Source organism: Paenibacillus sp. P36, assembly GCF_045866505.1.
In the GTDB taxonomy this organism is placed as follows: domain Bacteria; phylum Bacillota; class Bacilli; order Paenibacillales; family NBRC-103111; genus Paenibacillus_E; species Paenibacillus_E chondroitinus.
The window spans coordinates 6,755,229-6,776,155 of record NZ_AP038372.1 but is presented as its reverse complement, the minus strand read 5'-3'; the positions used below and the strand labels follow the sequence as shown (position 1 = coordinate 6,776,155).

Genomic DNA, 20,927 nt, shown 5'->3' with positions numbered 1-20,927 from the left:
AAGTTAGATCAGTGCTGGATGCCCGCTGCGCGAATTTCTTCACTCAAAGGGGACAAACGATGGAGAATGTGACGGTTGGTGAGGCGGCGCATGCCAGAAGTGTCTATCAGACGACGAAGCAAAGCAGCTTTGTCCATAGACTTCGAAGAGACTTGTATAAAAACAGAATCATTTATTTCATGGCCTTACCCGTGGTCGCTTACTATATTATTTTTCAATATATTCCTATGTATGGAGCCTCGATTGCTTTTAAAGATTTCTCCCCAATGAAGGGAATTTGGGGCAGCACTTGGGTGGGAATGCAGCATTTTACCGATTTTTTCAACGATGTTTATTTCGGAAGAATTCTTACGAATACCCTTTTAATTAGTGTATATAACATTATTTTTGGTTTTCCGGCGCCAATCATTTTGGCCTTGCTATTAAACGAAGTACGAAGGAATGATGTTTTTAAAAGGTTTGTGCAATCGGTGACGTATTTACCGCATTTTATCTCGGTTCTGGTTTTATGCGGTTTAATTGTAGATTTTACGGCAAGAAACGGGATTATTAATGATTTACTCGCCTTCATGGGAATGGAAAGAATAACGATGCTGCTTGAACCCGGATTATTCCGAACCATCTATGTGAGCTCTAATATTTGGCAGGAAGTGGGTTGGGGCTCGATTATCTATTTGGCTGCTTTAGCCGGCATCGATCAGGACTTGTATGAAGCTGCGACGATTGACGGGGCGGGACGTTTTAAGCAAATGCTGCATGTTACACTGCCGGGAATTATGCCCACCATCATCATTTTGTTTATTTTAAGAATGGGAAGCATGATGAACGTCGGATTTGATAAAATCTTCCTGTTATACAATCCCGTTACTTACGAAACTTCAGATGTGATTTCAACTTATGTATACCGTAAAGGGATTCTGGAAGCAAACTACAGCTTCAGCGCAGCCGTTGGCTTATTTAACTCGGTGATCAATTTTGCGCTCTTGGTAGCTACCAACAAAATCAGTAAAAAAGTCAATGAAACCAGTCTTTGGTAGGGAGGGATGACGATGAATCTAAAGCGAAGCAAGGCCGAAGCGATTTTCGGTTTTTTTAATATATGCTTCTTGCTGTTTCTAGCTTTAATTACACTTTATCCATTTCTATATGTTACTATGGCGTCCTTAAGCAACCCCTCTAGTTTAGCGAGTCATTCCGGTTTGCTGCTCTGGCCATTGGGTTTTAATGTAGACGGCTACATCAGTGTTTTTAAGAATCCCAATATCATCACGGGTTACACCAATACGTTAATTTATGTTGTAGTGGGAACAAGTATCAACGTAGTGATTACCTCGATCGGTGCCTATGTATTATCGAGAAAAGGTGTCATGCTGCGGGATTCCATCATGATGATGATTGTGTTTACGATGTTTTTTAGCGGAGGCTTGATTCCAAACTATTTGCTTGTAAAAAGTCTCGGCATGTTTGACACGATGTGGGCACTCATTCTACCAGGGGCGATCAGCACCTATAATTTGATCATCATGAGAACCTCGTTTGCGGCGATTCCGGATAGTTTGGAAGAATCCGCTCGTATTGACGGAGCCAATGATCTAACGATCTTGTTTCGAATTGTGATGCCTTTATCGCAAGCCGTGATCGCCGTTATGATTTTGTTTTACGCTGTGGCCCATTGGAACTCGTGGTTCAGCGCCATGATTTATTTACGAGATCGAGATGCTTATCCTTTACAGCTCTTCTTACGTGAGATTTTGATAAACAGCAGTACCGACAGTATGATTACCGGTTCCGGTGGGAGCGATAAAGAAGCGGTTAGCGAAATTATTAAATATTGTACGATCATTATCGCCACATTACCTATCATTGCCGTGTATCCTTTCTTGCAAAAATACTTTACCAAAGGGGTTTTGGTAGGCGCTGTGAAGGGTTGATCAAATAGGCCCTTATTAAAGTTGAAACGAGGGATTGGCATGATCTCTGAAGATCAAGTGAAGTTTTATCATGAGAATGGTTACTTACTTGTAAAAGGTGTCTATGACACAGAGGAAGTTGAAACGTTCCGTGAATCGGTAGAAACATTCTTGAAGAGGGCGGCTGCATCTAAATTTGACCGGAGCCATGCTTGGGCTGGAGACTACCTGCCGCCGGAAGAATTAAAGAAGCTGGTGCTTAAAGGCTTCCATGATGTTCAATATCATGACGCCCAGTTTATGCGCATGATCACGCAAAGGAATTTGATCACGATTTTCACCCAATTGATTGGCGATAATGTGCAACTGCATCATACCAAGATGATGGTCAAACCTCCAGAGAAGGGGGCAGCCTTCCCCATGCATCAGGATTATCCGTATTTCCCGCACAGCAAGCACAGCATGATGCTCGCCAGCATCCATTTGGATCATACGAATGAGGAAAACGGTTGTTTGCATGTTATTCCGGGATCGCATAAACAGGGGCCATTACCACATGTAGGAAGCTATTATTTGAATCATAAAGAATATCCTATTGAGAGCGGAATTCCTTGTGTCGCTGAATCCGGGGACGTCTTATTTTTTAACTATTTAACGATTCATGGCTCACCGATCAACCGCAGCGACCGGACGCGTAGAAATATACTTGTCCAGGTTCGTGATCCCGAGGATCAGCCGACGAATGATAAACATGTAAACTGGGGACAGGGGTTGATGCTTCACGGCATAAATCCGAGATTTAGAAACTATAAATATGAAGGAACATTACTGGAAATTTGATAGCTGACAATAGGATGGAAAAGAAGTCTAAAATATGTGAACAAATTGGAGTGAACCTATATGAAATTATCTTTTACCACGTTAGGGTGTCCCGAGTGGCCTTTAGACAAAATTATTTCCAACGCGACTGAATATGGATTTGATGCAATTGATTTTAGAGGCTTAACTGGTGAAATGAATATTTACAAGCTTCCGGAGTTTTCTGAGCAGGTTGAACAAACACTTCGTAAAATCACGGATGCCGGTCTGCATGTATCTTGTTTCTCCAGCTCCGTCCATTTATTCTCAGCTGAAAACTTCGAGAAGAATATGCAGGAGATTAGGGAATTTTCGAAGCTTTGCCGTATTTTCGGGACACGCTACATTCGTGTGTTTGGCGGTAAAATTAGCGATGCTGTTAGCCGGGAAATGGCTGTTGAGCAGGTCGCTCAGCATGTAAGCGAAATGGCAAAAATCGCAAAGGCACACGGTGTTAAGCTTTTAATTGAAACACATGATGATTGGATTTCATGCATAAATATGAAAAAGGTGTTGGAGCAGGTGGATACGGAAGCCGTCGGGGTACTGTGGGATGTACACCATCCTTATCGTATGGTAGGAGAGCAGCCTGAGGAAACTTGGAAGACACTGGGGAAATGGATCGAGTACACACATGTGAAGGATTCACGTGCCGGAGCAACCGCAGGAGAAGATTTCCAATACTGTTTAACCGGAGATGGAGATATACCGCTGAAAGACATTTACAAGCTATTAATTCGTGAAGGCTATCAAGGTTATTTCACCCTAGAATGGGAGAAAAAATGGCATCCTGAATTGGAAAATCCGGAAATTGCCTTTCCCCAATATGTACAATACATGCGCAAGTTAATATCGGAGGTAACGATATGAAAAAGATTAGAGTTGCCATCATAGGACAAGGACGCAGCGGTCGTGATATACATGCCAATTCCTTAAGTCAGATGAAGGAGCAATATGAAATTGTTGCAGTAGCTGACATGTTGGAGGAGCGGTTGGAGAGAGCCAAAAAAGAGTTGAATTGTGAGGTTTACCGTGATTACCGTGATTTGTTCAAGAGAAACGATATTGATTTAATTGTAAATGTTTCGCCCAGCCATTTTCATTTCACGATTTCTAAAGAAATTATGGAAAGCGGATTTCATGTCCTGTCTGAGAAACCGCTTGCCCGAACGGCACATGAGGTTGATATTTTGATGGATACGGCGAAGAAAACAGGGAAATTGCTTGCTATTTTTCAGCAGTCCAGGTACGCACCCGCTTATCGCCAAGTGCAGGAAATTATCAAATCCGGCGTGATAGGACGCGTGGTTCAGGTCAGTATTGCCTACAACAATTTTGCAAGAAGATGGGATTGGCAGACTTTAAAAGCGAATGATGGAGGCAATCTCTTAAATACGGGTCCACATCCGGTAGATCAAGCCCTCCAATTTTTCGGAAGCGAGGAAATGCCGCATATCACTTCTATGATGGATCGCGCGAATACGGCTGGAGACGCCGAGGACTATGTAAAGATCATCCTGCATGGCCACGGGCGTCCCGTCATTGATATAGAAATTTCCTCCTGCTGCGCATATCCGAGTTTTACCTATAATGTCCAAGGGACTAGAGGCGGAATCAAAGGGAGCACAACCCATCTGGACTGGAAATATTTCAAACAAGAGGAAGCGGGAGAACTGAAATTAGTGACAACGCCTATGGTCAACGAAAAAAATGAGCCGGCTTACTGCCGTGAACAACTAAAGTGGTACGAGGAGAGCTGGGACATCCCCGCCGAACAGGGGAAAGATGTATTTCCTTCGATGGCCCAAAACTTCTATAACATGATTTATAATACGATCGTACATGGGAAAGAACTGGAAATTACACCGTCACAAGTGCGCCAGCAAATTGCTGTTATGGAAGAATGTCATAGACAAAATTCACTATAATTGTAAAATATAAGAATGAAATAAAACGACAAAAGGCTGCCGGCAAATTGGCAGCCTTTTTAACTACTGGATTAACTTAAGCACCAATTCATGTAGTACAAGATTTGCTTCTTCCACCAGTACCAATCATGATTGACATCGTGCCCCCAAAATTCCACGTTTGCTGGGATGTGTTTCTCCTGCAGCACTTCCAAGAGCTTCTGCGTCTCCGATCGCATTAAATCTTCATAAGCGCCTTGGCCTGTGCAAATGATGATTTTGCTGTTCCTGTAATGATTCAGATAGAAATCGTCTTCCAAGTTTTTCAAATAGTGAAGTGGAGAGTGGTAATAAGCTGAAGGAGGAACCTCTTCTCCAAAAAAACGATTGGTCGAATACAAACCGCTTAAAGCAATTAAACTGTCAAAATATTGTGGGTGCCGGAAAAACATATTGGCACTGTGATAAGCCCCCAACGAGCATCCAGTCGCCAAAATCTTTTGCGTTTGTCCTCCGTTATTCTCCTTGCTTTGATGCAGAATAGAAGGAATGAGCTCATTTTTCACATAGGCATCATATTGGTCATAGCGTTTCATTTTCTCATCGGTCGTCGAGTTCTTGGCATAAAATGTCTCTTCGTCCATGCTGTCGCATGTCCAGACTTGAATTTGCCCTTGATCAATATAACTTTCCAACGTGCCGATCATACCGGAATCTTCATATTGATAAAACCGCCCGCAGGAGGTGGGAAAAACAAGAACGGGCTTCCCTTGATGTCCGTAAGTTTTGTACTCCATATCCCTATGCAAGTTATCACTATATACCTTGTGATAGGTTACTTTCATGCATACACCTCGACTTTGTTTTCTACTGCATGGATAAAAGCTTCAATTCGTTTCACTTCATTAAAGTCCTTTGAGCGAAATAAATACGCATAATTTCCCCTAGACTGACTTTGTACATCCTCAATGCTGAAGTGATGAACAATCTGATGGTGATATCGCTGCATGATCTCTTCGTGCCCATGGGCGTAGGGGAGGTGGTTTTTGTGGCTGGCAAACCCGGTATAATACTTCCCTACAAAAGGTCCTTCCACCTGATTATTAACTACCATATTCGCCCATAGTTCGTAGATGTCGATGTCGTAAGTGTAATTGATCGCATCCGTCATCCACGAACCGGGCGGCCTCATATTGACTTCAAGCGCAATAATATTTCCATCCCTATTCGATTTGAAAAACTCTAGATGAAAAAAGCGTTCTCTGATCCCATAGGTGTGGATGATTTTTCTACCTGCCTCTTCAATTTCCCCGCTTACTTCCTTTAGACAATAGTAGCTAAAATGATTTCCAGCATTTACGGATTCCATGATGCTATGCGGAAATTCGTGGCTTGCAGCAAATAGGATTTCTCCATCTTTGTTGACAAGACCATCGTAGGTTTGCAGTACGCCGTCTATATGCTCTTGCATGATAAATTCGACTTCTGGCGGTTTGGTCTGCAAGAAATGCTCAAGATCCGACTCGCTCGTGATTTTGTAAGTCATGTTCGCTCCCACGCCTATATTCGGTTTTACAACGACGGGATAGCCGCCGATTTTTGCAATAAATTTCTTTGCCTTCGCACGATCGAATTTCGTTATGGAGCGTATGGACTCGACACCGCTTTTTTTGAAAAACTTTTCCATCTTCGATTTTTGTTTCAAATTGGAAATGAAATCGAGCTTTGTCCCGAAAATGTTGAAATCCGTTCGAATGTGCGCATCAAGCTCTAGCCAATGCTCGTTAAGGGATTCGAAACGATCAATTTCTCCATATTTATGGGTATAGTAACCGACCGCGCGCAGAACTTCATCATAATCTTCCAGACGATCTACTTTGATATACTCAGTCATCGAATACTGCAGCTTCTCGTCAAGCAGGTAATAATCCACATCGCTAATGCCAAGGACATTCACTCCGCATTTTTTCAATTGAAAGCAAAATTCCGTGCAATACTTTGGATAATTCGGCGAAAAGAAAATAAAGTTCATTTATTTGTCCCTCCTGACTCCTATTATCTAAAATCTTATCCTGACATTTCCATGTTTTCAAGAAAATCAATTGTAAAGATTAGTGCTTTATGGAAGTAATGACAGCGAAATCGTAATGATTCTTTCATTATTCTTTCATTAGCCTTATTTACAATGAATGATAGCGAATGTCTAGTTGCAGAAACCGTTATATTAAAGGAGCAAACCATGAAAAAATTAGTCTTATCCCTATTCATTGTATTATTTGTGTTTGGGACTTCATTTTCGCAGATTCGACCTGTGTATGCAGCTGAGAGCGATTTTACTTTTACAGTCGGTTCCAATGGCGCCACGGTTACGGACTACAAGGGTACGGATCTGAACGTGGTTATTCCCGCTGCGTATGCGGGGACGACGGTAACCGAGATCGGGAGATCAGCATTTGATACATACGGTACGGGCAAACCTAAAATTACGAGCGTCGTGATTCCGAGCAGCGTGAAGGTCATTCAAACGTATGGATTCCGTTATACTAGCCTCACTTCCATAGACCTTCCTGACAGCTTGTTAACAATCGGCGCCAGCGCATTCGAAAACAATCCGCTGACTTCCGTCGTATTTCCAGATAGTGTGACGATGATCGGAAACTATTCTTTTTATATGAATAATTTGACATCTATTAAATTGTCGGAAAATTTGAAGACGATTAACGGTGGAGCTTTCGACACCAATCACATTACGAAACTAGTCATCCCAGCAGGTGTAACGAAAGTCGACAGCAGCTCATTTTATAATAATAACTTGACAAGCATAACGGTGTTAGGCGATGCAACAACTTTTGGGACAGGCGTATTTGCAAGTAATCCAGGCAATCTGAAAATATTCGGAATTGCGAATTCACCCGTATCTGCCTATGCGTCAAGCAACGGACATACGTTTGTGGACGGAACAACTTTGTTTCAAGCGGTCGCTAGCGCCAAGTCGTTGTTGAAAAGTCATCTGGCGGGCACCGGAGTAGGACAAGTACCGGCCAATACGTACAACAACTTGTCTGCAGCCTATGACACAGCTAAGCTTTTTATCGACGGAATCGGGAATGCGACCAGCGCTTCCGACCTGGCAAACGCCGCAATACCTCTGACTTCTTCCATTGCGGCATTCAATGCGGACATTATCCAGGCCGGCAATCCCGCAGCGTTGGCGGCGGCGATCACGGCGGCACAGCAGGCGATGACGAATCATCCGCAAGGGGTGAACGTGGGACAAACTTCGGCGGCAGACCGCAGCGCTTTGCAAAACGCGATCACTGCAGCCCAGCAAATTTTCAATCAAGCTGCCCAATATCTTCAAAGCGAATTAGATGTGGCTGTGGCACATTTGGAAATGGCGATAGATACATTCGAAGACGTAATCATCTCAGCTGGCAATCCTGCAGCGCTGGGCGTGGCGATCACGGCGGCACAGCAGGCGTTGACGGATCATCCGCAAGGGGTGAATGTGGGGCAGGCGTCAGCGGGAGCGCGCACCACACTGCAGACAGCGTCCAATGCGGCGCAGCAGATACTAGATAATGCGGGCAATTACACGCAGGATCAACTGGATACGGCCGTAAACCAGTTAAACTCGGCGGTTCAAGTGTTTAATGCCGCTGTTATCCAAGCGGGCATTCCGACAGCGCTGGGCGCAGCGATCACAGCGGCGCAGCAGGCGTTGACGGATCATCCGCAAGGAGTGAACGTGGGGCAGGCGTCGGCGGGAGCGCGCGCCGCACTGGAAACTGCGAAGGATACGGCGCAGCAGGTACTCGATAACGCGAGCAATTACACGCAGGATCAACTGGATACGGCCGTAAACCAGTTAAACTCGGCGGTTCAAGTGTTTAATGCCGCTGTTATACAGGCGGGCATTCCGACGGCGCTGGGCGCGGCGATTACAGCAGCACAGCAGGCGTTGACGAATCATCCAGAAGGTACGGATGTAGGGCAGACTTCGGCAGGAGACCGCACTACTCTGCAGACCGCGATAGATGCAGCGCAGCAGATACTCGCTAACGCGAGCAACTACACGCAGGATCAATTGGATACGGCCGTCAACCAGTTAAACTCGGCGGTTCAAGTGTTTAATGCCGCAGTTATACAAGCGGGCATTCCAACAGCACTGGGTGCGGCGATTACAGCAGCACAGCAGGCGTTGACGGATCATCCGGAAGGGGTGAACGTGGGGCAAACTTCGGCAGTAGCGCGCACCGCACTGCAGACAGCGTCCAATGCAGCGCAGCAGGTACTCGATAACGCGAGCAATTACACGCAGGATCAATTGGATACCGCCGTTAACCAGTTAAACTCGGCGGTTCAGGTGTTTAATGCCTCTGTTATACAGGCGGGCATTCCGACGGCCCTCGGCGCGGCAATCATGGTGGCGCAGCAGGCGTTGACGGATCATCCGGAAGGTACGGATGTAGGACAGACTTCGGCAGTAACGCGTACCGCACTGCAGACCGCGTCCAATGCAGCGCAGCAGATACTCAATAACGCGGGCAATTACACACAGGATCAACTGGATACCGCCGTTAACCAGTTAAACTCGGCGGTTCAAGTATTTAATGCTGCCGTTATACAGGCGGGCATTCCGACGGCGCTGGGCGCGGCGATTACAGCAGCACAGCAGGCGTTGACGAATCATCCAGAAGGTACGGATGTAGGGCAGACTTCGGCAGGAGACCGCACTACTCTGCAGACCGCGATAGATGCAGCGCAGCAGATACTCGCTAACGCGAGCAACTACACGCAGGATCAATTGGATACGGCCGTCAACCAGTTAAACTCGGCGGTTCAAGTGTTTAATGCCGCAGTTATACAAGCGGGCATTCCAACAGCACTGGGTGCGGCGATTACAGCAGCACAGCAGGCGTTGACGGATCATCCGGAAGGGGTGAACGTGGGGCAAACTTCGGCAGTAGCGCGCACCGCACTGCAGACAGCGTCCAATGCAGCGCAGCAGATACTCAATAACGCGAGCAACTACACGCAGGATCAACTGGATACGGCCGTTAACCAGTTAAACTCGGCGGTTCAAGTGTTTAATGCCGCTGTTATACAGGCGGGCATTCCGACGGCGCTGGGCACGGCGATCACGGCAGCGCAGCAGGCGTTGACGAGTCATCCAGAAGGCACGGATGTAGGGCAAACTTCGGCAAAAGACCGCGATGCCTTGCAGACCGCGATAGATGCAGCGCAGGCTATTGCCGACGATGCGAAGAATCAATCTCAGACTCGATTGGATGAAGCCACTGTCAGTTTGCACGAAGCTTTGGCGGTATTTGAAGCCTCTTGGGTGGGGGTGGTGTTAACCGCATCGGCCAATGATTTGTATGGAACAAACGACACGCTTCGCTTTACGGTATTTTACGGATACGAAGTAACCGTGAGTGGGACACCCACCGTTCCAATCATGATTGGAGATGATTCCGTCACTCAGACGGTATATCAGACGGTATACGCCCCGTATACAGGAGAGCGCGGCACAGCATTGACAAAACTTACTTTCGAGTACGAAATTCCGGCAGGGCTCGCGGATGTTGACGGAATTAAAGTCGCCGCTTCATTGGACCTCCCGAACGGTGCAAGCATTGTTCGCACCTCCAACGGACTTGCGGCTTCGCTGAATTACGTAGCACCAGACGCGAGCGGAATACGTATCGTGGCGATACCGCCCGATGTTGCCCTGACGGCTGCATTGAACGGTTCGGCAAGTAACGCTATCAGCGTAACCGCAAGTGTGTACGGTGTGACTGCGGGAAATACGCTGACAGAGCTCCGTTGGCTGCCTGGAAGCCTTAACGAGGCTGACTTTGCTAGGGGAACGAAAGGAACCGATATTTTGGCCGCATCTCAATTCACGATTACGGCCAACGGCGACTATACCGTATATGCCCTAGACAAAGCAGGCAATGAAACAGTAAAAACCATCACTGTTACTGGGATCTCAATCCCGTCTTCATCGGATAATGGCAATGGACCGATTACATTGGGGACGACTGTGCCGACTGGGACGACCGTGAAGATAAATATGAACGGCGGGATTACCGCTCTTGTCGATCCTTCCGACATCCAAAAGATCACACGTTCAGACGGCACGATGGTCGAACAGGTCATTTTCCCCGAACGGACGAGGGAGAGGGTACTGGAACTCTTGAAAGATGCGAAGGAACCGTTTGTCAGCATTCAAATTGGCAATCGGGAGCAAGCGGTACAAACACAGTTTCCGGCTGACTGGATTGCGCATGTGGCCCAAGCTTATCCTAATGCAATTATCGAGGTGAGGCTGAACGACTCCAGCTATCAATTGCGGATAAGCGCGATCGATCTGACCGGCTTGGCGGAGCGTCTCAACACGGAACTATCGGATTTGAACGTGAACATCCTACAGGAGCAGGTCGGCGAGAATGTTCGACAAGAGATTAATCGGATTGGAGTTTCACAAGGTTTTGTTGTTTTCTCCGACGTCATTGACTACAAAGTGACGGCAGAAGCAAAAGGGCAAACGTTGGAGGTGCATGACTTTGGCGGATCGTACGCGATTCGGACCCTTAAGTTGGAGCGAGAGAACATGAACCGTAACCTGGTTGCCGTTCAGTATATCCCGGCAAGCGGTACTGTCGTTTTTGTTCCCGCGCAGATGGAAATCGGTCCAGATGGCACAACAGAAGCGATTTTGAACGTGCCGCATAATAGCATGTACACAGTTGTAGAAGTGCAAGCACGAACGTTCGCTGACTTAAAAGATCACTGGGCGAAAGCGGATGTGGAGTATCTGGCGTCCAAGTTGTTGGTGAACGGCGTGGCGGCCGACCGTTTCGCGCCAGAGGGAACCATCACACGAGCGGAATTCTCAGCTTTGCTCGTTCGCGGGCTAGGGCTATCCGTGAAGGAGAGCGGAGGCAGTGCCGGTTTTGCGGATGTCCCTGCATCTGCATGGTATGCATCTACAGTAGATACGGCAGTGGCTAGTGGCTTGGTTAGCGGCGTCGGTACCGGCCTTTTTGCTCCCAATGCCCCGATTACCCGCGAAGAAATGGCCGTTGTGATCGCGAGCGCCTTAACCTTGACCAGCCATGGAACTGGCAGCAAAGGGCAAGGGCAAAAGGGAGGTCGCCTAGACGCTTTCACGGATCGAGAATCCATATCTTCATGGGCGCAAGAAGCAGCAGTCCGAGCTTCGGAAGTCGGCATTATGAATGGGATGGAAGACGGACGTTTTGCCCCGACGGAGTATGTAACGAGGGCGCAGGCAGCAGTTATACTGAAAAGGTTCTTACAGTACGTGCATTTTATTAAATAAATATGGTTACAGAAAAAGTCGCATGTGATGCGGCTTTTTTATTTTATATCCTCAAGTTCTTGGGCCTACTAGTCGACGAAATGTTAAGGGAGAAGGGTAGATACTCGATGAATAAGCATGTATATTGAAAAGGAGGTTTACTTAGGGCTGACCCGCATGGCAGTTCCATAGTGAGGAGAGACGCTGCAGTGAGCACAGTTCAATGGTTGTCCGTACTGCTTTTTTTGGCAGCGGGATTCATGATATACGTTGCGTTTCTGTCCTATCAGCAACGGCATTTACCAGTCGCTAGAACGATGATTCTGATTATGATAGGAGCGGCTTGGTACGCAACTGGTTATGCTTTCGAGTTGTTAAGCCGCAACTTATATGAAGTTAAGCTTTCGCTTCAAATCGAATATGTGGGCATTCCATTCGTCACGACGCTTTGGCTCTTCCAGGTTATTCAGTTCTCTGGGACGGCTTCGCGTTACCGAAAACGCCTTGCGCTGGCACTTTTCGTTATCCCTGTAGGGGTCTTTTTTTCCCATTTGACCAATGAGTGGCATCACCTTTTTTATGAGCAATATATCTTCAATGAGTCTAGTTCATTTCCGTTGTATATAACAGTTAAAGGGCCATGGTATAAAGCACATACGCTGTATAATTACTTCGTATTATTGTGCGGATTTTTTCTATTTATCCCGATGTATTGGCGGTCTTCAAGCATCGTTCGCAAGCAAATTATCGTACTGACCATGGGAGCCGCAGTGCCCCTACTGTTCAATATTACCTTGTGGTTTGGAATGGTGGTCGATTTGACGCCTTTCGGGTTCGCAGTGTCTGGGATCGTCTATGCCTGGGGAATTCTGCGATTCAATCTGCTCCGATTTACACCGCTTGCGCTGACTCAAGTGTTCGACACCATCCGAGATGGTGTTATCCTGCTCGATTACAAGGATCAAATTGTCAGTTACAACAAAGCGGCCGAAGGCGTCCTGCCGGAACTCACATTGACGAAACATTACCCTGCCTATGTCGGGGAGGTTCTCTCAGCCAATCCTGAATTGATTCAACCCATTCTTGACTCTCATCACGGAAACGAACGGTTCTCATTCTACAGATCCCAAGCTGATGGCTATAAAAATACATATTATCAATGCAGTGTATCGTTCATCTATGATTCAGGCACACCAATTGGAAAAATGATTCTCTTTAATGATATTACGGAGTTGAAAGAAAACGAGGCAAGGCTGCGTGAGAGTGCGAACCAGCTTTTGGAATTAAATTCGTTTAAGGACAAGATGTTTACGGTTGTGGCACACGACGTTCGTGATCCGATTGCGCACTTGGTCAGTATAACCGAACTGCTTGGTGAAGAACTTGCTGCAGATAAAAATGAGCATGCCGAATTGTTCGGAGTACTCCAGGGACAAGTACAGAACACGTTCTATCTTGTCGAGAATTTGCTCGACTGGTATCGCAACCAGAAAGGGAATGTCGTGTTTCGACCGCTAGGCTGGAATTTGCAGCAAGTCGTTCGTCAAGCCCTGTTACTAGCAGAGTCGAAGGCAGGAATGAAGCATATTGTGCTGAGTGAGCAAATTGACGAGAAGTTTACCGTTAGCGCGGATAAAGAGATGCTGGATCTCATTCTGCGGAACTTGCTATCAAATGCGATCAAGTTTACAGGCATTGGTGGATGGATTGAAATTGGGGCTGAACTGGACAAGGATAAGATTGTTGTGACCATACGCGATAATGGAGAAGGAATGGACGAAGAGACAGTGGACATGCTGCGCCGTGACGATACATTTATCAAAGTGCCGGACCCCGAACAAGGTGCAGGGCATGCCAGATTTGGGCTTATGTTAACTCGTGAATTTATTGCGATTCATGGAGGAAATCTGTGGTTTGACAGCGTGCCGGGAGTGGGAACGACGTTTTTCTTTACTTTACACCGTTCAAGAGACGGGATGGATGTCATTGACGATCGGAAGGAAGGCGAAGAGGCATGAAAGTTATTTTGGTAGATGATGACGCGACAATGCATGTAATTTTGAGCAAAATGTTGCATAAGCTGCCAGAGGTTCATGTTGTCGGCGCCTTCACGGATACGAAATCTGCTGCCTTCTTTTTACAAGAGCATACGGATATAGGCCTCGCATTCGTTGATATCTCCATGAAAGGTGAGAATGGGATGGAATTCGCTGCAAGGTTAGGAAACGCCGGCTCTCCGGTTCAAATTGTGTTCGTCACCTCTCACAAGGATTTCGCCCTAGAAGCTTATGAACTTTCGGTGATCGACTATCTGGTCAAGCCGGTTTCTCAAGAGAGGCTGCAGCGAACCGTACACCGTGCGCTTCAGAACTGGCGGGCTTTCCATCCGCCAACGATCCAGGTACCACCGGCGCAGGAAAGAAAAGCGATTGTTATTACAGTGCTCGGAGACGTTGTTGTAAGCAATGAAACGGGCCGAGTGAAGTGGATCTCGCGAAAATGCGCAGAGCTATTTGCCTATCTTCTGCTTTACCGAGGTAGACGTATTCCACGTTCTAAGTTGGTTACGGATATTTTTGGCGGTGTGGAGCAAGCAGGTGCGGAAAGCTATTTGAATACAACTGTTTACCAACTGCGCAAGTCACTGGAACCGCTTGGTATGCGCGAGGTCATACGTTCAGAGAACGATGGTTACGCACTTGAGTGGCAGGACGCTAATATTGATTATGTAGTGTTCGAATCGCAAGTGAAAGAACTGCACACAATCGATGCCAGCCAAGTGGAAAATGCTCTAAGCGTTGAACGGCTTTATACAGGTGATTTGTTTGGCGATAAAGCGTATGTATGGGCTATTCACGAAACGGAACGTTATCATCAAATGTACACTTCATTCGTCAAACGCCTTGTCGCCGTACTGATTTCGTCGGGAGATACAGGCTCCGCTTCAAAGTTATTACTTAAGCTTAAAGAGTACAATCCGTTAGATGAGTCGGTTATCCACCATTTGATGATGATACGGGAAATGACGGGGGACAAAAAGGGATTGACCGTGCTGTATACGAATTATGTTCGGCTGCTTCATCAGGAGCTAGGTATTCGCCCTTCTGAAGAGTTGACCGTTCTATACAGTTCGCTAGTTCGTGCAATTACAGATAAAAAGCCAAAAACCGCGAAGCCTTGAGGCATCGCGGTTTTTGGCATTCTTGGCGGAAGGCAGGGAGGAATAGTGACCTTTATGTCTTGTTTTCTAATTGGGAGCTAATTTCATTCATTACTTTTCTTCGATATACGCCTGGGGTAACGCCGGTAAACTTCTTAAATAACTTATGAAAATAAGGTAAGCTCTCATAACCGCAATTATGGGCAATCGTATCAATGCCTAAGTCGGTAGTTAAAAGTAGCTCCTTTGCAGTTGAAATTCGCTTGGCATTCACATAGTCGGTGATGTTCATCCCGGTTAGTTGCTTAAACACCCTGGATAAATGGGCGGCTGAGACGGAAGTGTGCTTTGCCAAATACGAAAGTCCAGCAATTGGTTCAGTGTGAAACTGATCTAAGTGTTGAAGGATGTTCAGTAACCAAGGGGGGCCGATATCGGACGCGACCAGTTGATGATGGGATTCTTTTAAGATCAAACGATTAATGCTGATGAGAAGGCTATTTAAAAGTAGCTGAACTGCGTATCTAAAACCGGCTTCGTGCCGTTCCAATTCTTCATGTATGTGTTTGAGTTTTTCTTCGAGTTGAGGGCGCATCGCTGCTGGGACAACAAGCTTATAGCTCTTATATTTGCGGGCGCGCTCAAAAACTTGCCTATTCGTAAAGGAATCACCTGCAGCATAATGCCCAATCAGTTGCGGATCAAAATAGACAGCAGTGGCGGTAATTGGAAATTCGGAATCTGGCAACGCCTGATGAACGGTATTTCCAGGAATGATGAAGAGGTCTCCCTCATTCATCTCATAGAGCATTTGGTTTAAGAAAAACGTACCATTTCCACTATAAATATAAACCAATTCAAAGCGATCATGTAGATGCTCTGGCAGTTCACGATTTGGTGTCTTTATGTCCTTAAATACAATGTCCAATGGTAGGAGGTGGTCGTTAATAAAGTTCTTTATAAGCGGTTTTTGCATGTTTCGGACCTCCACAGATCATCTCACTGCGTTATTTTCTTATTTATAGAATATCAAAATAGAGTATGTTTTTGCAAAGGTAAAGAATTAACAAATGGCATATTCTTGATACAATAATATTGAGCAGCACTAACCTTGAAGAAACTCTATTTATTTTATAAGTTCGGAAAATCTCAATAAAAGGAGCCAGTCATCGATGGACGTCGTTTACCAATTTGAAGAAGTAGCGAGACTTCCCTTGCCCGGGGATAACTGCGCCGTTGCGATTCAACAATTGAACTCCGGTACTGTCATTCAGTATGAAGGCCAATTCCTCGTCTTGGATTACACGGTGATGGAAGGTCATCGATTCGCGGTGAAAGCGATTGCTCCTGGGGAAGATCTGCTTTCGTGGCATTTGCCTTTCGGGGTTGCGATTCAGCCGATTCAGCCCGGTCACTATGTGATTAACAAAACCGTACGGGAAGCGCTCAGTGTGCGCCAGTTGACATTCGCTGTGCCGGCGGAGCCCAATTTTACGGATCAAATTTCTCCCTATATCCTTGACGAAGAGAACTTCCAGCCGGCTCAGGCATCGCCAGCTTATGAGGATACGCGTACGTTCATGGGATATCGCCGCCATGCAGATCGCGGGGTTGGCACCAGGAACTACGTCGTACTGCTCGGTACCACCTCGCACACGGGGAGCTACGTGAATGAGCTTGCTGCTCGTTTGCAAGGCAAATGGAACAAGGATTCGAATATAGACGGGATCGTTCCTGTCGCTCACACAGAGGGCGGGACAGAGAAACCGAATAATGTGGATTTGCTGCTGCGGACGCTCGCAGGTTTCATGATCAACCCGAACGTCGGAGCGGTACTAGTTGTCGATTATGGCAATGAATCGGTTACGAACAAGATGGTGGAAGCTTACGCACGCGAGCATAGTTACCCGATCGACGAAGTGCTGCATAAGTTCGTGTCGCTCACTGGCAGCTTCGAAGAGGAGCTGGTTAAAGGGGAAGCGATCGTACGGAATTGGCTAGGGGCGGTTAGCTCGATGCAGCGGACTCCTGAATCCATCAGCCACTTGCGAATTGGCTTGCAGTGCGGCGGTTCGGACGCATTTTCCGGAGTATCCGCGAATCCGCTGCTTGGCTGGGTTTCGGAACAATTGGTGCGCTACGGCGGTGCGGCTAGTCTAGCCGAAACGGATGAATTGATTGGGGCGGAGCCTTATGTCCTGTCAAAAGTACGCAACGTGGAAACCGCTCGTAAATTTCTGGAGCTTGTGAACCGATTTAAGGAGCGCACGTCCTGGCATGGCACCAGTGCGGAAGGTAACCCGTCAGGCGGCAACATGTATCGCGGCTTGTACAATATTTATCTCAAATCTATAGGCGCTGCCATGAAGAAGGACCCGACAACACGGATCGACTATGCAACGGAGTACGGGGAGCTCATGAAGGATGGCGGTTACTATTTCATGGATAGTCCTGGCAATGACCTGGAGAGTATCGCCGGACAAATAGCCGCAGGCTGTAACATGATCTTTTTTACAACAGGAAATGGTTCAATCACCAACTTCCCGTATGTACCTACGGTCAAGGTGGTCACGACAACTCGCCGGTTCCAATTGCTGTCGAACGATATGGATGTGAACGCGGGGCAGTATCTGGAAGGCAAATCGATGGATGAGCTGGGCCAGGAGGTATTCGAGCTGGCGATTCAAATTGCCTCCGGTCAGCGAAGCGTCGGCGAGAAGGCGGGCCATGCCCAAGTACAAATTTGGCGCAACTGGCAGCAGAACGATGCGAGTCAGCTGGAGACGCTGCTTCACACTCCTGTACCGACAGGAGCTCCGATCGCCATTGAAGATGATGCTGTACCGACGGCTAATTCAATCCAATTCTCCTTTACTCGGCAACGCAATCGGCAGTCCAGTGATCATATCGGCTTGATCGTGCCGACGAGTCTTTGCGCCGGACAGGTAGCGGGTATGATCACACGGCGCTTGAACGAGCAAGGAGCAGGGAAGCCTGAGCTCTCGCGCTTCGTCACCTTGGCGCACACGGAAGGCTGCGGCACCTCGGGGGGGCCGGCTGAATCCCTGTTTTCCCGTACGATGATCGGCTATATTACACATCCGATGGTGGAGCATTGCTTGCTGCTGGAACATGGCTGCGAGAAAACGCATAACGACTATATGCGCCATCAGATGGATGTGATGGGTGTCGATGCGAGCCGACTTGGTTATGCCAGCATCCAGCTCGACGGGGGAATTGCCAAGGTGAGCGAAAAGGTTGAGGCCTGGTTCGCCGATCAATTGGCGGCCGCCGAACCCGCGGAGAAGGTGACCGTCGGCCTAGAGGGTCTGCGCATTGGGATTGTAAGCGCTGGTGCCATTCACAAAGAGGCCGGCGAACAGCTGGGGCTGCTAACCAAGATGATCGTTGGCGCCGGAGGCTTGGTCGTCGTTCCCGAGAACAGCGGATTGCTTACCGAGGACGGGTTTAGTCAGCCTTTATTTGGCTCGTCTCCAGTTCGGCCGTCCATTGCCTATGGGGAACACGTCCGCCAAAACGGCTTCCACGTGATGGAAACGCCAACAACGCATGGCGTAGAGACGATCACAGGACTCGCCGCCACAGGTGTGGAGTTAATCATCGCGCTGATCGGTGATCGTCCGATGCAGGCGCATCCTTTTGTCCCTATGCTGCAAGTGACGTCGGAACAGGCTGATCTGCCTAACCATAAGCAGGATGTCGATTTGGTACTCGGGGGTAACCCGAGCTTCTGGGTGAATCAAATTCTTGAGCGCAGCAAAGAAATTCTGGAACATACTTATGTACCGCGTCTCTATCAGCAAGGGAATATCGATTTTCAAATGACACGAGGCTTTTTGGGTGTGTCGTTATAATATAGACAATATCAGAAAGCGAGGAACACGCCATGACGAACGCATTATTATCCAAAAGACCGCTTGGCAGTACGGGCCTACTCATATCTCCGCTATGTTTTGGAGCCGCTCCGCTTGGAGATATGCCGGAAACCTTTCAATACAGCACGTCGGAGGAACAAGCATTAATGACGTTGCGCACCGCCTTCGAAAGCCCAATCAACTTTCTGGATACGGCTGCAGCTTATGGTGAAGGCGAGAGCGAACGGCGAATCGGTAAGGCCATTCATGCGAATGGTGGTCTTCCTGCAGGGTATGTGTTGGCCACCAAAGCCGACCGCGACCTTAAGACCGGCGACTTTAGCGGCGAACAAATTAAACGTTCCATCGAAGGAAGTCTCGAACGATTAGGACTTGATCGCCTGCAATATGTCTACATCCACGATCCTGAACATACCACCTTCGAAAATGTGATGGGATCCGGCGGACCGCTAGAAGTTCTGCAAAAGTTTCAAGAGCAGGGGGTCATCGATCACATCGGCATATCCGGCGGACCGATCGATATGCTCATTCGTTATGTCGAAACGGGAGCGTTTAGTGCGGTTGAAACCCACAATCGATATACGCTGCTCAATCGGGCTGCCGAACCGTTGCTTGATGTCGCGAGCCGTATGGGCGTTGCGGTTATTAACGCTGCTCCTTATGGCAGCGGCATATTGGCGAAAGGTCCGGAAGCATACGCACGTTATGCCTATAGCGAAGCTCCGCCAGTCTTATTGGAGAGAGCGCGTAATTTCGCCAAGGTTTGCTTGGAATACAATGTTCCGCTTGCTGCTGCGGCACTGCAATTTTCACTTCGTGACCCGCGAATCGCGAGTACGGTCGTCGGCATGAGTAAACCGGAACGGATCGCTCAAACGCTGGAACTCGCGAATTACCCGATTGCCCCTGAGCTATGGCCGGCGCTTGATGCCTTTGGCTATGATATGGAAGATCCTGAAGAAAATCGTTTTGCTTAGAGTAGCGAATGAGATAAGTTCAAGCAAAGGAGCTTTCGCCCATGATCATAGACGCCCATCAGCATTTCTGGAATTTGGAAAAGGTTGCGTACCCTTGGCTGGATCCGTCTTTCGGATCGATATGCCGTAATTTTGAAGCGGATGAATTGGAACCACTGATTCGCAAGGCTGGCATTAACAAAACGGTCATCGTACAAGCTATGAATTCCTACGAGGATACCGATTATATGTTAAAGGTAGCCGCCGAAAGAGAATGGGTAGGCGCGGTTGTTGGGTGGGTACCCTTGAATATTCCGGAAGTGGCGGATAAAAAGCTGCAGGCATACGCCGCCAATCCTTACTTCAAAGGGGTTCGCCATCTGATTCACGAAGAGAAGGATCCAGATTGGGTCATCCGCGATTCGGTGATAGAGGGACTCAAGATTCTCTCTTCCTTCGGCTTGACCTTCGATATCGTGGGCGAATTCCCGAATCATTTGAAACATATCCCTTATTTGGCTGAGAAAATACCGGATCTTAAAATGGTCATAGACCACTTCGCCAAACCACCGATCAAGGAAAAGCAAATGGGAGCATGGGCGGAACAATTTGCTGCTGCGGCTCAGTACCCGAACGTGTACGCCAAGGTATCCGGATTGAATACGGCAGCGGATTGGCATACTTGGAGCTCAGAGGATTTGAGCCCCTATATCGACTATGCGTTAAAGCATTTTGGGGCGGATCGACTCCTGTTTGGAAGCGATTGGCCAGTAGCCAACTTGGCGGGGGACTTTGAGAAAGTCTGGGAGCAAACCAATCAGGCAATTTCCGATTATTCGGAACATGAAAGAGCTGCCATATTAGGCGGAACAGCGGCAAAATTTTATGGCATTCAAGCTGAATCATAGAG

At 47.5% G+C, this 20,927-nt stretch carries 14 protein-coding genes; 11 read left to right on the top strand and 3 right to left on the bottom strand.

The genetic code is table 11. The features are described 5' to 3' along the window. Positions 1–59: 59 nt before the first annotated feature. Genes ACKTT9_RS29945 through ACKTT9_RS29925 form a run of 5 tightly spaced genes read left to right on the top strand, consistent with a single transcriptional unit; the run spans position 60 to position 4,696 of the window. Positions 60–1,037, top strand: coding sequence for an ABC transporter permease (locus ACKTT9_RS29945; protein ID WP_407868842.1), 978 nt, complete (start codon positions 60–62; stop codon positions 1,035–1,037). A gap of 12 nt (positions 1,038–1,049) precedes the next feature. Beyond that, positions 1,050–1,931, top strand: coding sequence for a carbohydrate ABC transporter permease (locus ACKTT9_RS29940; RefSeq protein ID WP_315952017.1), 882 nt, complete (start codon positions 1,050–1,052; stop codon positions 1,929–1,931). 39 nt (positions 1,932–1,970) lie between these two features. Beyond that, complete coding sequence (locus tag ACKTT9_RS29935) at positions 1,971–2,750, top strand: phytanoyl-CoA dioxygenase family protein (RefSeq protein WP_407868841.1); 780 nt, start codon at positions 1,971–1,973, stop codon at positions 2,748–2,750. Positions 2,751–2,810: 60 nt separating this feature from the next. Beyond that, positions 2,811–3,638, top strand: a complete 828-nt coding sequence (locus ACKTT9_RS29930) for a sugar phosphate isomerase/epimerase family protein (RefSeq protein ID WP_407868840.1) — start codon at positions 2,811–2,813, stop codon at positions 3,636–3,638. Continuing rightward, the gene (locus ACKTT9_RS29925) at positions 3,635–4,696 is read left to right on the top strand and encodes a Gfo/Idh/MocA family protein (protein WP_407868839.1); all 1,062 of its coding nucleotides are present in this window, start codon (positions 3,635–3,637) and stop codon (positions 4,694–4,696) included. The genes ACKTT9_RS29930 and ACKTT9_RS29925 overlap by 4 nt, the downstream gene beginning before the upstream one ends. A 71-nt stretch (positions 4,697–4,767) precedes the next feature. Here the strand turns inward: ACKTT9_RS29925 and ACKTT9_RS29920 are convergent, their stop codons facing one another. Beyond that, positions 4,768–5,520 (bottom strand): esterase family protein, encoded by a 753-nt coding sequence (locus ACKTT9_RS29920; protein WP_407868838.1) that lies wholly within the window; start codon positions 5,518–5,520, stop codon positions 4,768–4,770. After that, positions 5,517–6,707, bottom strand: coding sequence for an acetyl-CoA carboxylase biotin carboxylase subunit family protein (locus ACKTT9_RS29915; RefSeq protein ID WP_407868837.1), 1,191 nt, complete (start codon positions 6,705–6,707; stop codon positions 5,517–5,519). The genes ACKTT9_RS29920 and ACKTT9_RS29915 overlap by 4 nt, the downstream gene beginning before the upstream one ends. A 207-nt stretch (positions 6,708–6,914) precedes the next feature. On the opposite strand from ACKTT9_RS29915, the gene ACKTT9_RS29910 reads away from it, so the two are divergent. The 3 genes from ACKTT9_RS29910 to ACKTT9_RS29900 all read left to right on the top strand — a co-directional run bounded on the left by ACKTT9_RS29910 (position 6,915) and on the right by ACKTT9_RS29900 (position 15,186). Further along, complete coding sequence (locus tag ACKTT9_RS29910) at positions 6,915–12,026, top strand: S-layer homology domain-containing protein (RefSeq protein ID WP_407868836.1); 5,112 nt, start codon at positions 6,915–6,917, stop codon at positions 12,024–12,026. A 188-nt stretch (positions 12,027–12,214) separates the two neighbouring features. Then, positions 12,215–14,023: a histidine kinase N-terminal 7TM domain-containing protein gene (locus ACKTT9_RS29905; RefSeq protein ID WP_407868835.1), complete on the top strand. Its 1,809-nt coding sequence runs from the start codon at positions 12,215–12,217 to the stop codon at positions 14,021–14,023. After that, positions 14,020–15,186 (top strand): response regulator, encoded by a 1,167-nt coding sequence (locus ACKTT9_RS29900; RefSeq protein ID WP_407868834.1) that lies wholly within the window; start codon positions 14,020–14,022, stop codon positions 15,184–15,186. The genes ACKTT9_RS29905 and ACKTT9_RS29900 overlap by 4 nt, the downstream gene beginning before the upstream one ends. A 52-nt stretch (positions 15,187–15,238) precedes the next feature. Here the strand turns inward: ACKTT9_RS29900 and ACKTT9_RS29895 are convergent, their stop codons facing one another. Next, positions 15,239–16,141, bottom strand: coding sequence for an AraC family transcriptional regulator (locus ACKTT9_RS29895; protein ID WP_407868833.1), 903 nt, complete (start codon positions 16,139–16,141; stop codon positions 15,239–15,241). Between the two features lie 196 nt (positions 16,142–16,337). Between ACKTT9_RS29895 and ACKTT9_RS29890 the strand changes: the two genes are divergently transcribed. From ACKTT9_RS29890 to ACKTT9_RS29880, 3 genes are read left to right on the top strand one after another with little or no spacing between them, the layout of a single operon-like run. Then, on the top strand, positions 16,338–19,040 hold the full coding sequence (locus ACKTT9_RS29890) for a UxaA family hydrolase (RefSeq protein WP_407868832.1): 2,703 nt from the start codon (positions 16,338–16,340) through the stop codon (positions 19,038–19,040). 32 nt (positions 19,041–19,072) lie between these two features. After that, positions 19,073–20,038, top strand: coding sequence for an aldo/keto reductase (locus tag ACKTT9_RS29885; protein ID WP_407868831.1), 966 nt, complete (start codon positions 19,073–19,075; stop codon positions 20,036–20,038). Between the two features lie 41 nt (positions 20,039–20,079). Next, positions 20,080–20,925, top strand: coding sequence for an amidohydrolase family protein (locus ACKTT9_RS29880; RefSeq protein ID WP_407868830.1), 846 nt, complete (start codon positions 20,080–20,082; stop codon positions 20,923–20,925). The last annotated feature ends 2 nt before the right edge of the window (positions 20,926–20,927 follow it).

What these genes read in the sequence shown, in the direction of transcription:
- ACKTT9_RS29895 (WP_407868833.1), bottom strand. Translation starts at nt 16,141, where the DNA reads ATGCAAAAACCGCTTATAAAGAACTTTATTAACGACCACCTCCTACCA.
- ACKTT9_RS29880 (WP_407868830.1), top strand. Translation starts at nt 20,080, where the DNA reads ATGATCATAGACGCCCATCAGCATTTCTGGAATTTGGAAAAGGTTGCG.
- ACKTT9_RS29900 (WP_407868834.1), top strand. Translation starts at nt 14,020, where the DNA reads ATGAAAGTTATTTTGGTAGATGATGACGCGACAATGCATGTAATTTTG.
- ACKTT9_RS29940 (WP_315952017.1), top strand. Translation starts at nt 1,050, where the DNA reads ATGAATCTAAAGCGAAGCAAGGCCGAAGCGATTTTCGGTTTTTTTAAT.
- ACKTT9_RS29935 (WP_407868841.1), top strand. Translation starts at nt 1,971, where the DNA reads ATGATCTCTGAAGATCAAGTGAAGTTTTATCATGAGAATGGTTACTTA.
- ACKTT9_RS29885 (WP_407868831.1), top strand. Translation starts at nt 19,073, where the DNA reads ATGACGAACGCATTATTATCCAAAAGACCGCTTGGCAGTACGGGCCTA.
- ACKTT9_RS29930 (WP_407868840.1), top strand. Translation starts at nt 2,811, where the DNA reads ATGAAATTATCTTTTACCACGTTAGGGTGTCCCGAGTGGCCTTTAGAC.
- ACKTT9_RS29920 (WP_407868838.1), bottom strand. Translation starts at nt 5,520, where the DNA reads ATGAAAGTAACCTATCACAAGGTATATAGTGATAACTTGCATAGGGAT.
- ACKTT9_RS29915 (WP_407868837.1), bottom strand. Translation starts at nt 6,707, where the DNA reads ATGAACTTTATTTTCTTTTCGCCGAATTATCCAAAGTATTGCACGGAA.
- ACKTT9_RS29890 (WP_407868832.1), top strand. Translation starts at nt 16,338, where the DNA reads ATGGACGTCGTTTACCAATTTGAAGAAGTAGCGAGACTTCCCTTGCCC.
- ACKTT9_RS29910 (WP_407868836.1), top strand. Translation starts at nt 6,915, where the DNA reads ATGAAAAAATTAGTCTTATCCCTATTCATTGTATTATTTGTGTTTGGG.
- ACKTT9_RS29945 (WP_407868842.1), top strand. Translation starts at nt 60, where the DNA reads ATGGAGAATGTGACGGTTGGTGAGGCGGCGCATGCCAGAAGTGTCTAT.
- ACKTT9_RS29925 (WP_407868839.1), top strand. Translation starts at nt 3,635, where the DNA reads ATGAAAAAGATTAGAGTTGCCATCATAGGACAAGGACGCAGCGGTCGT.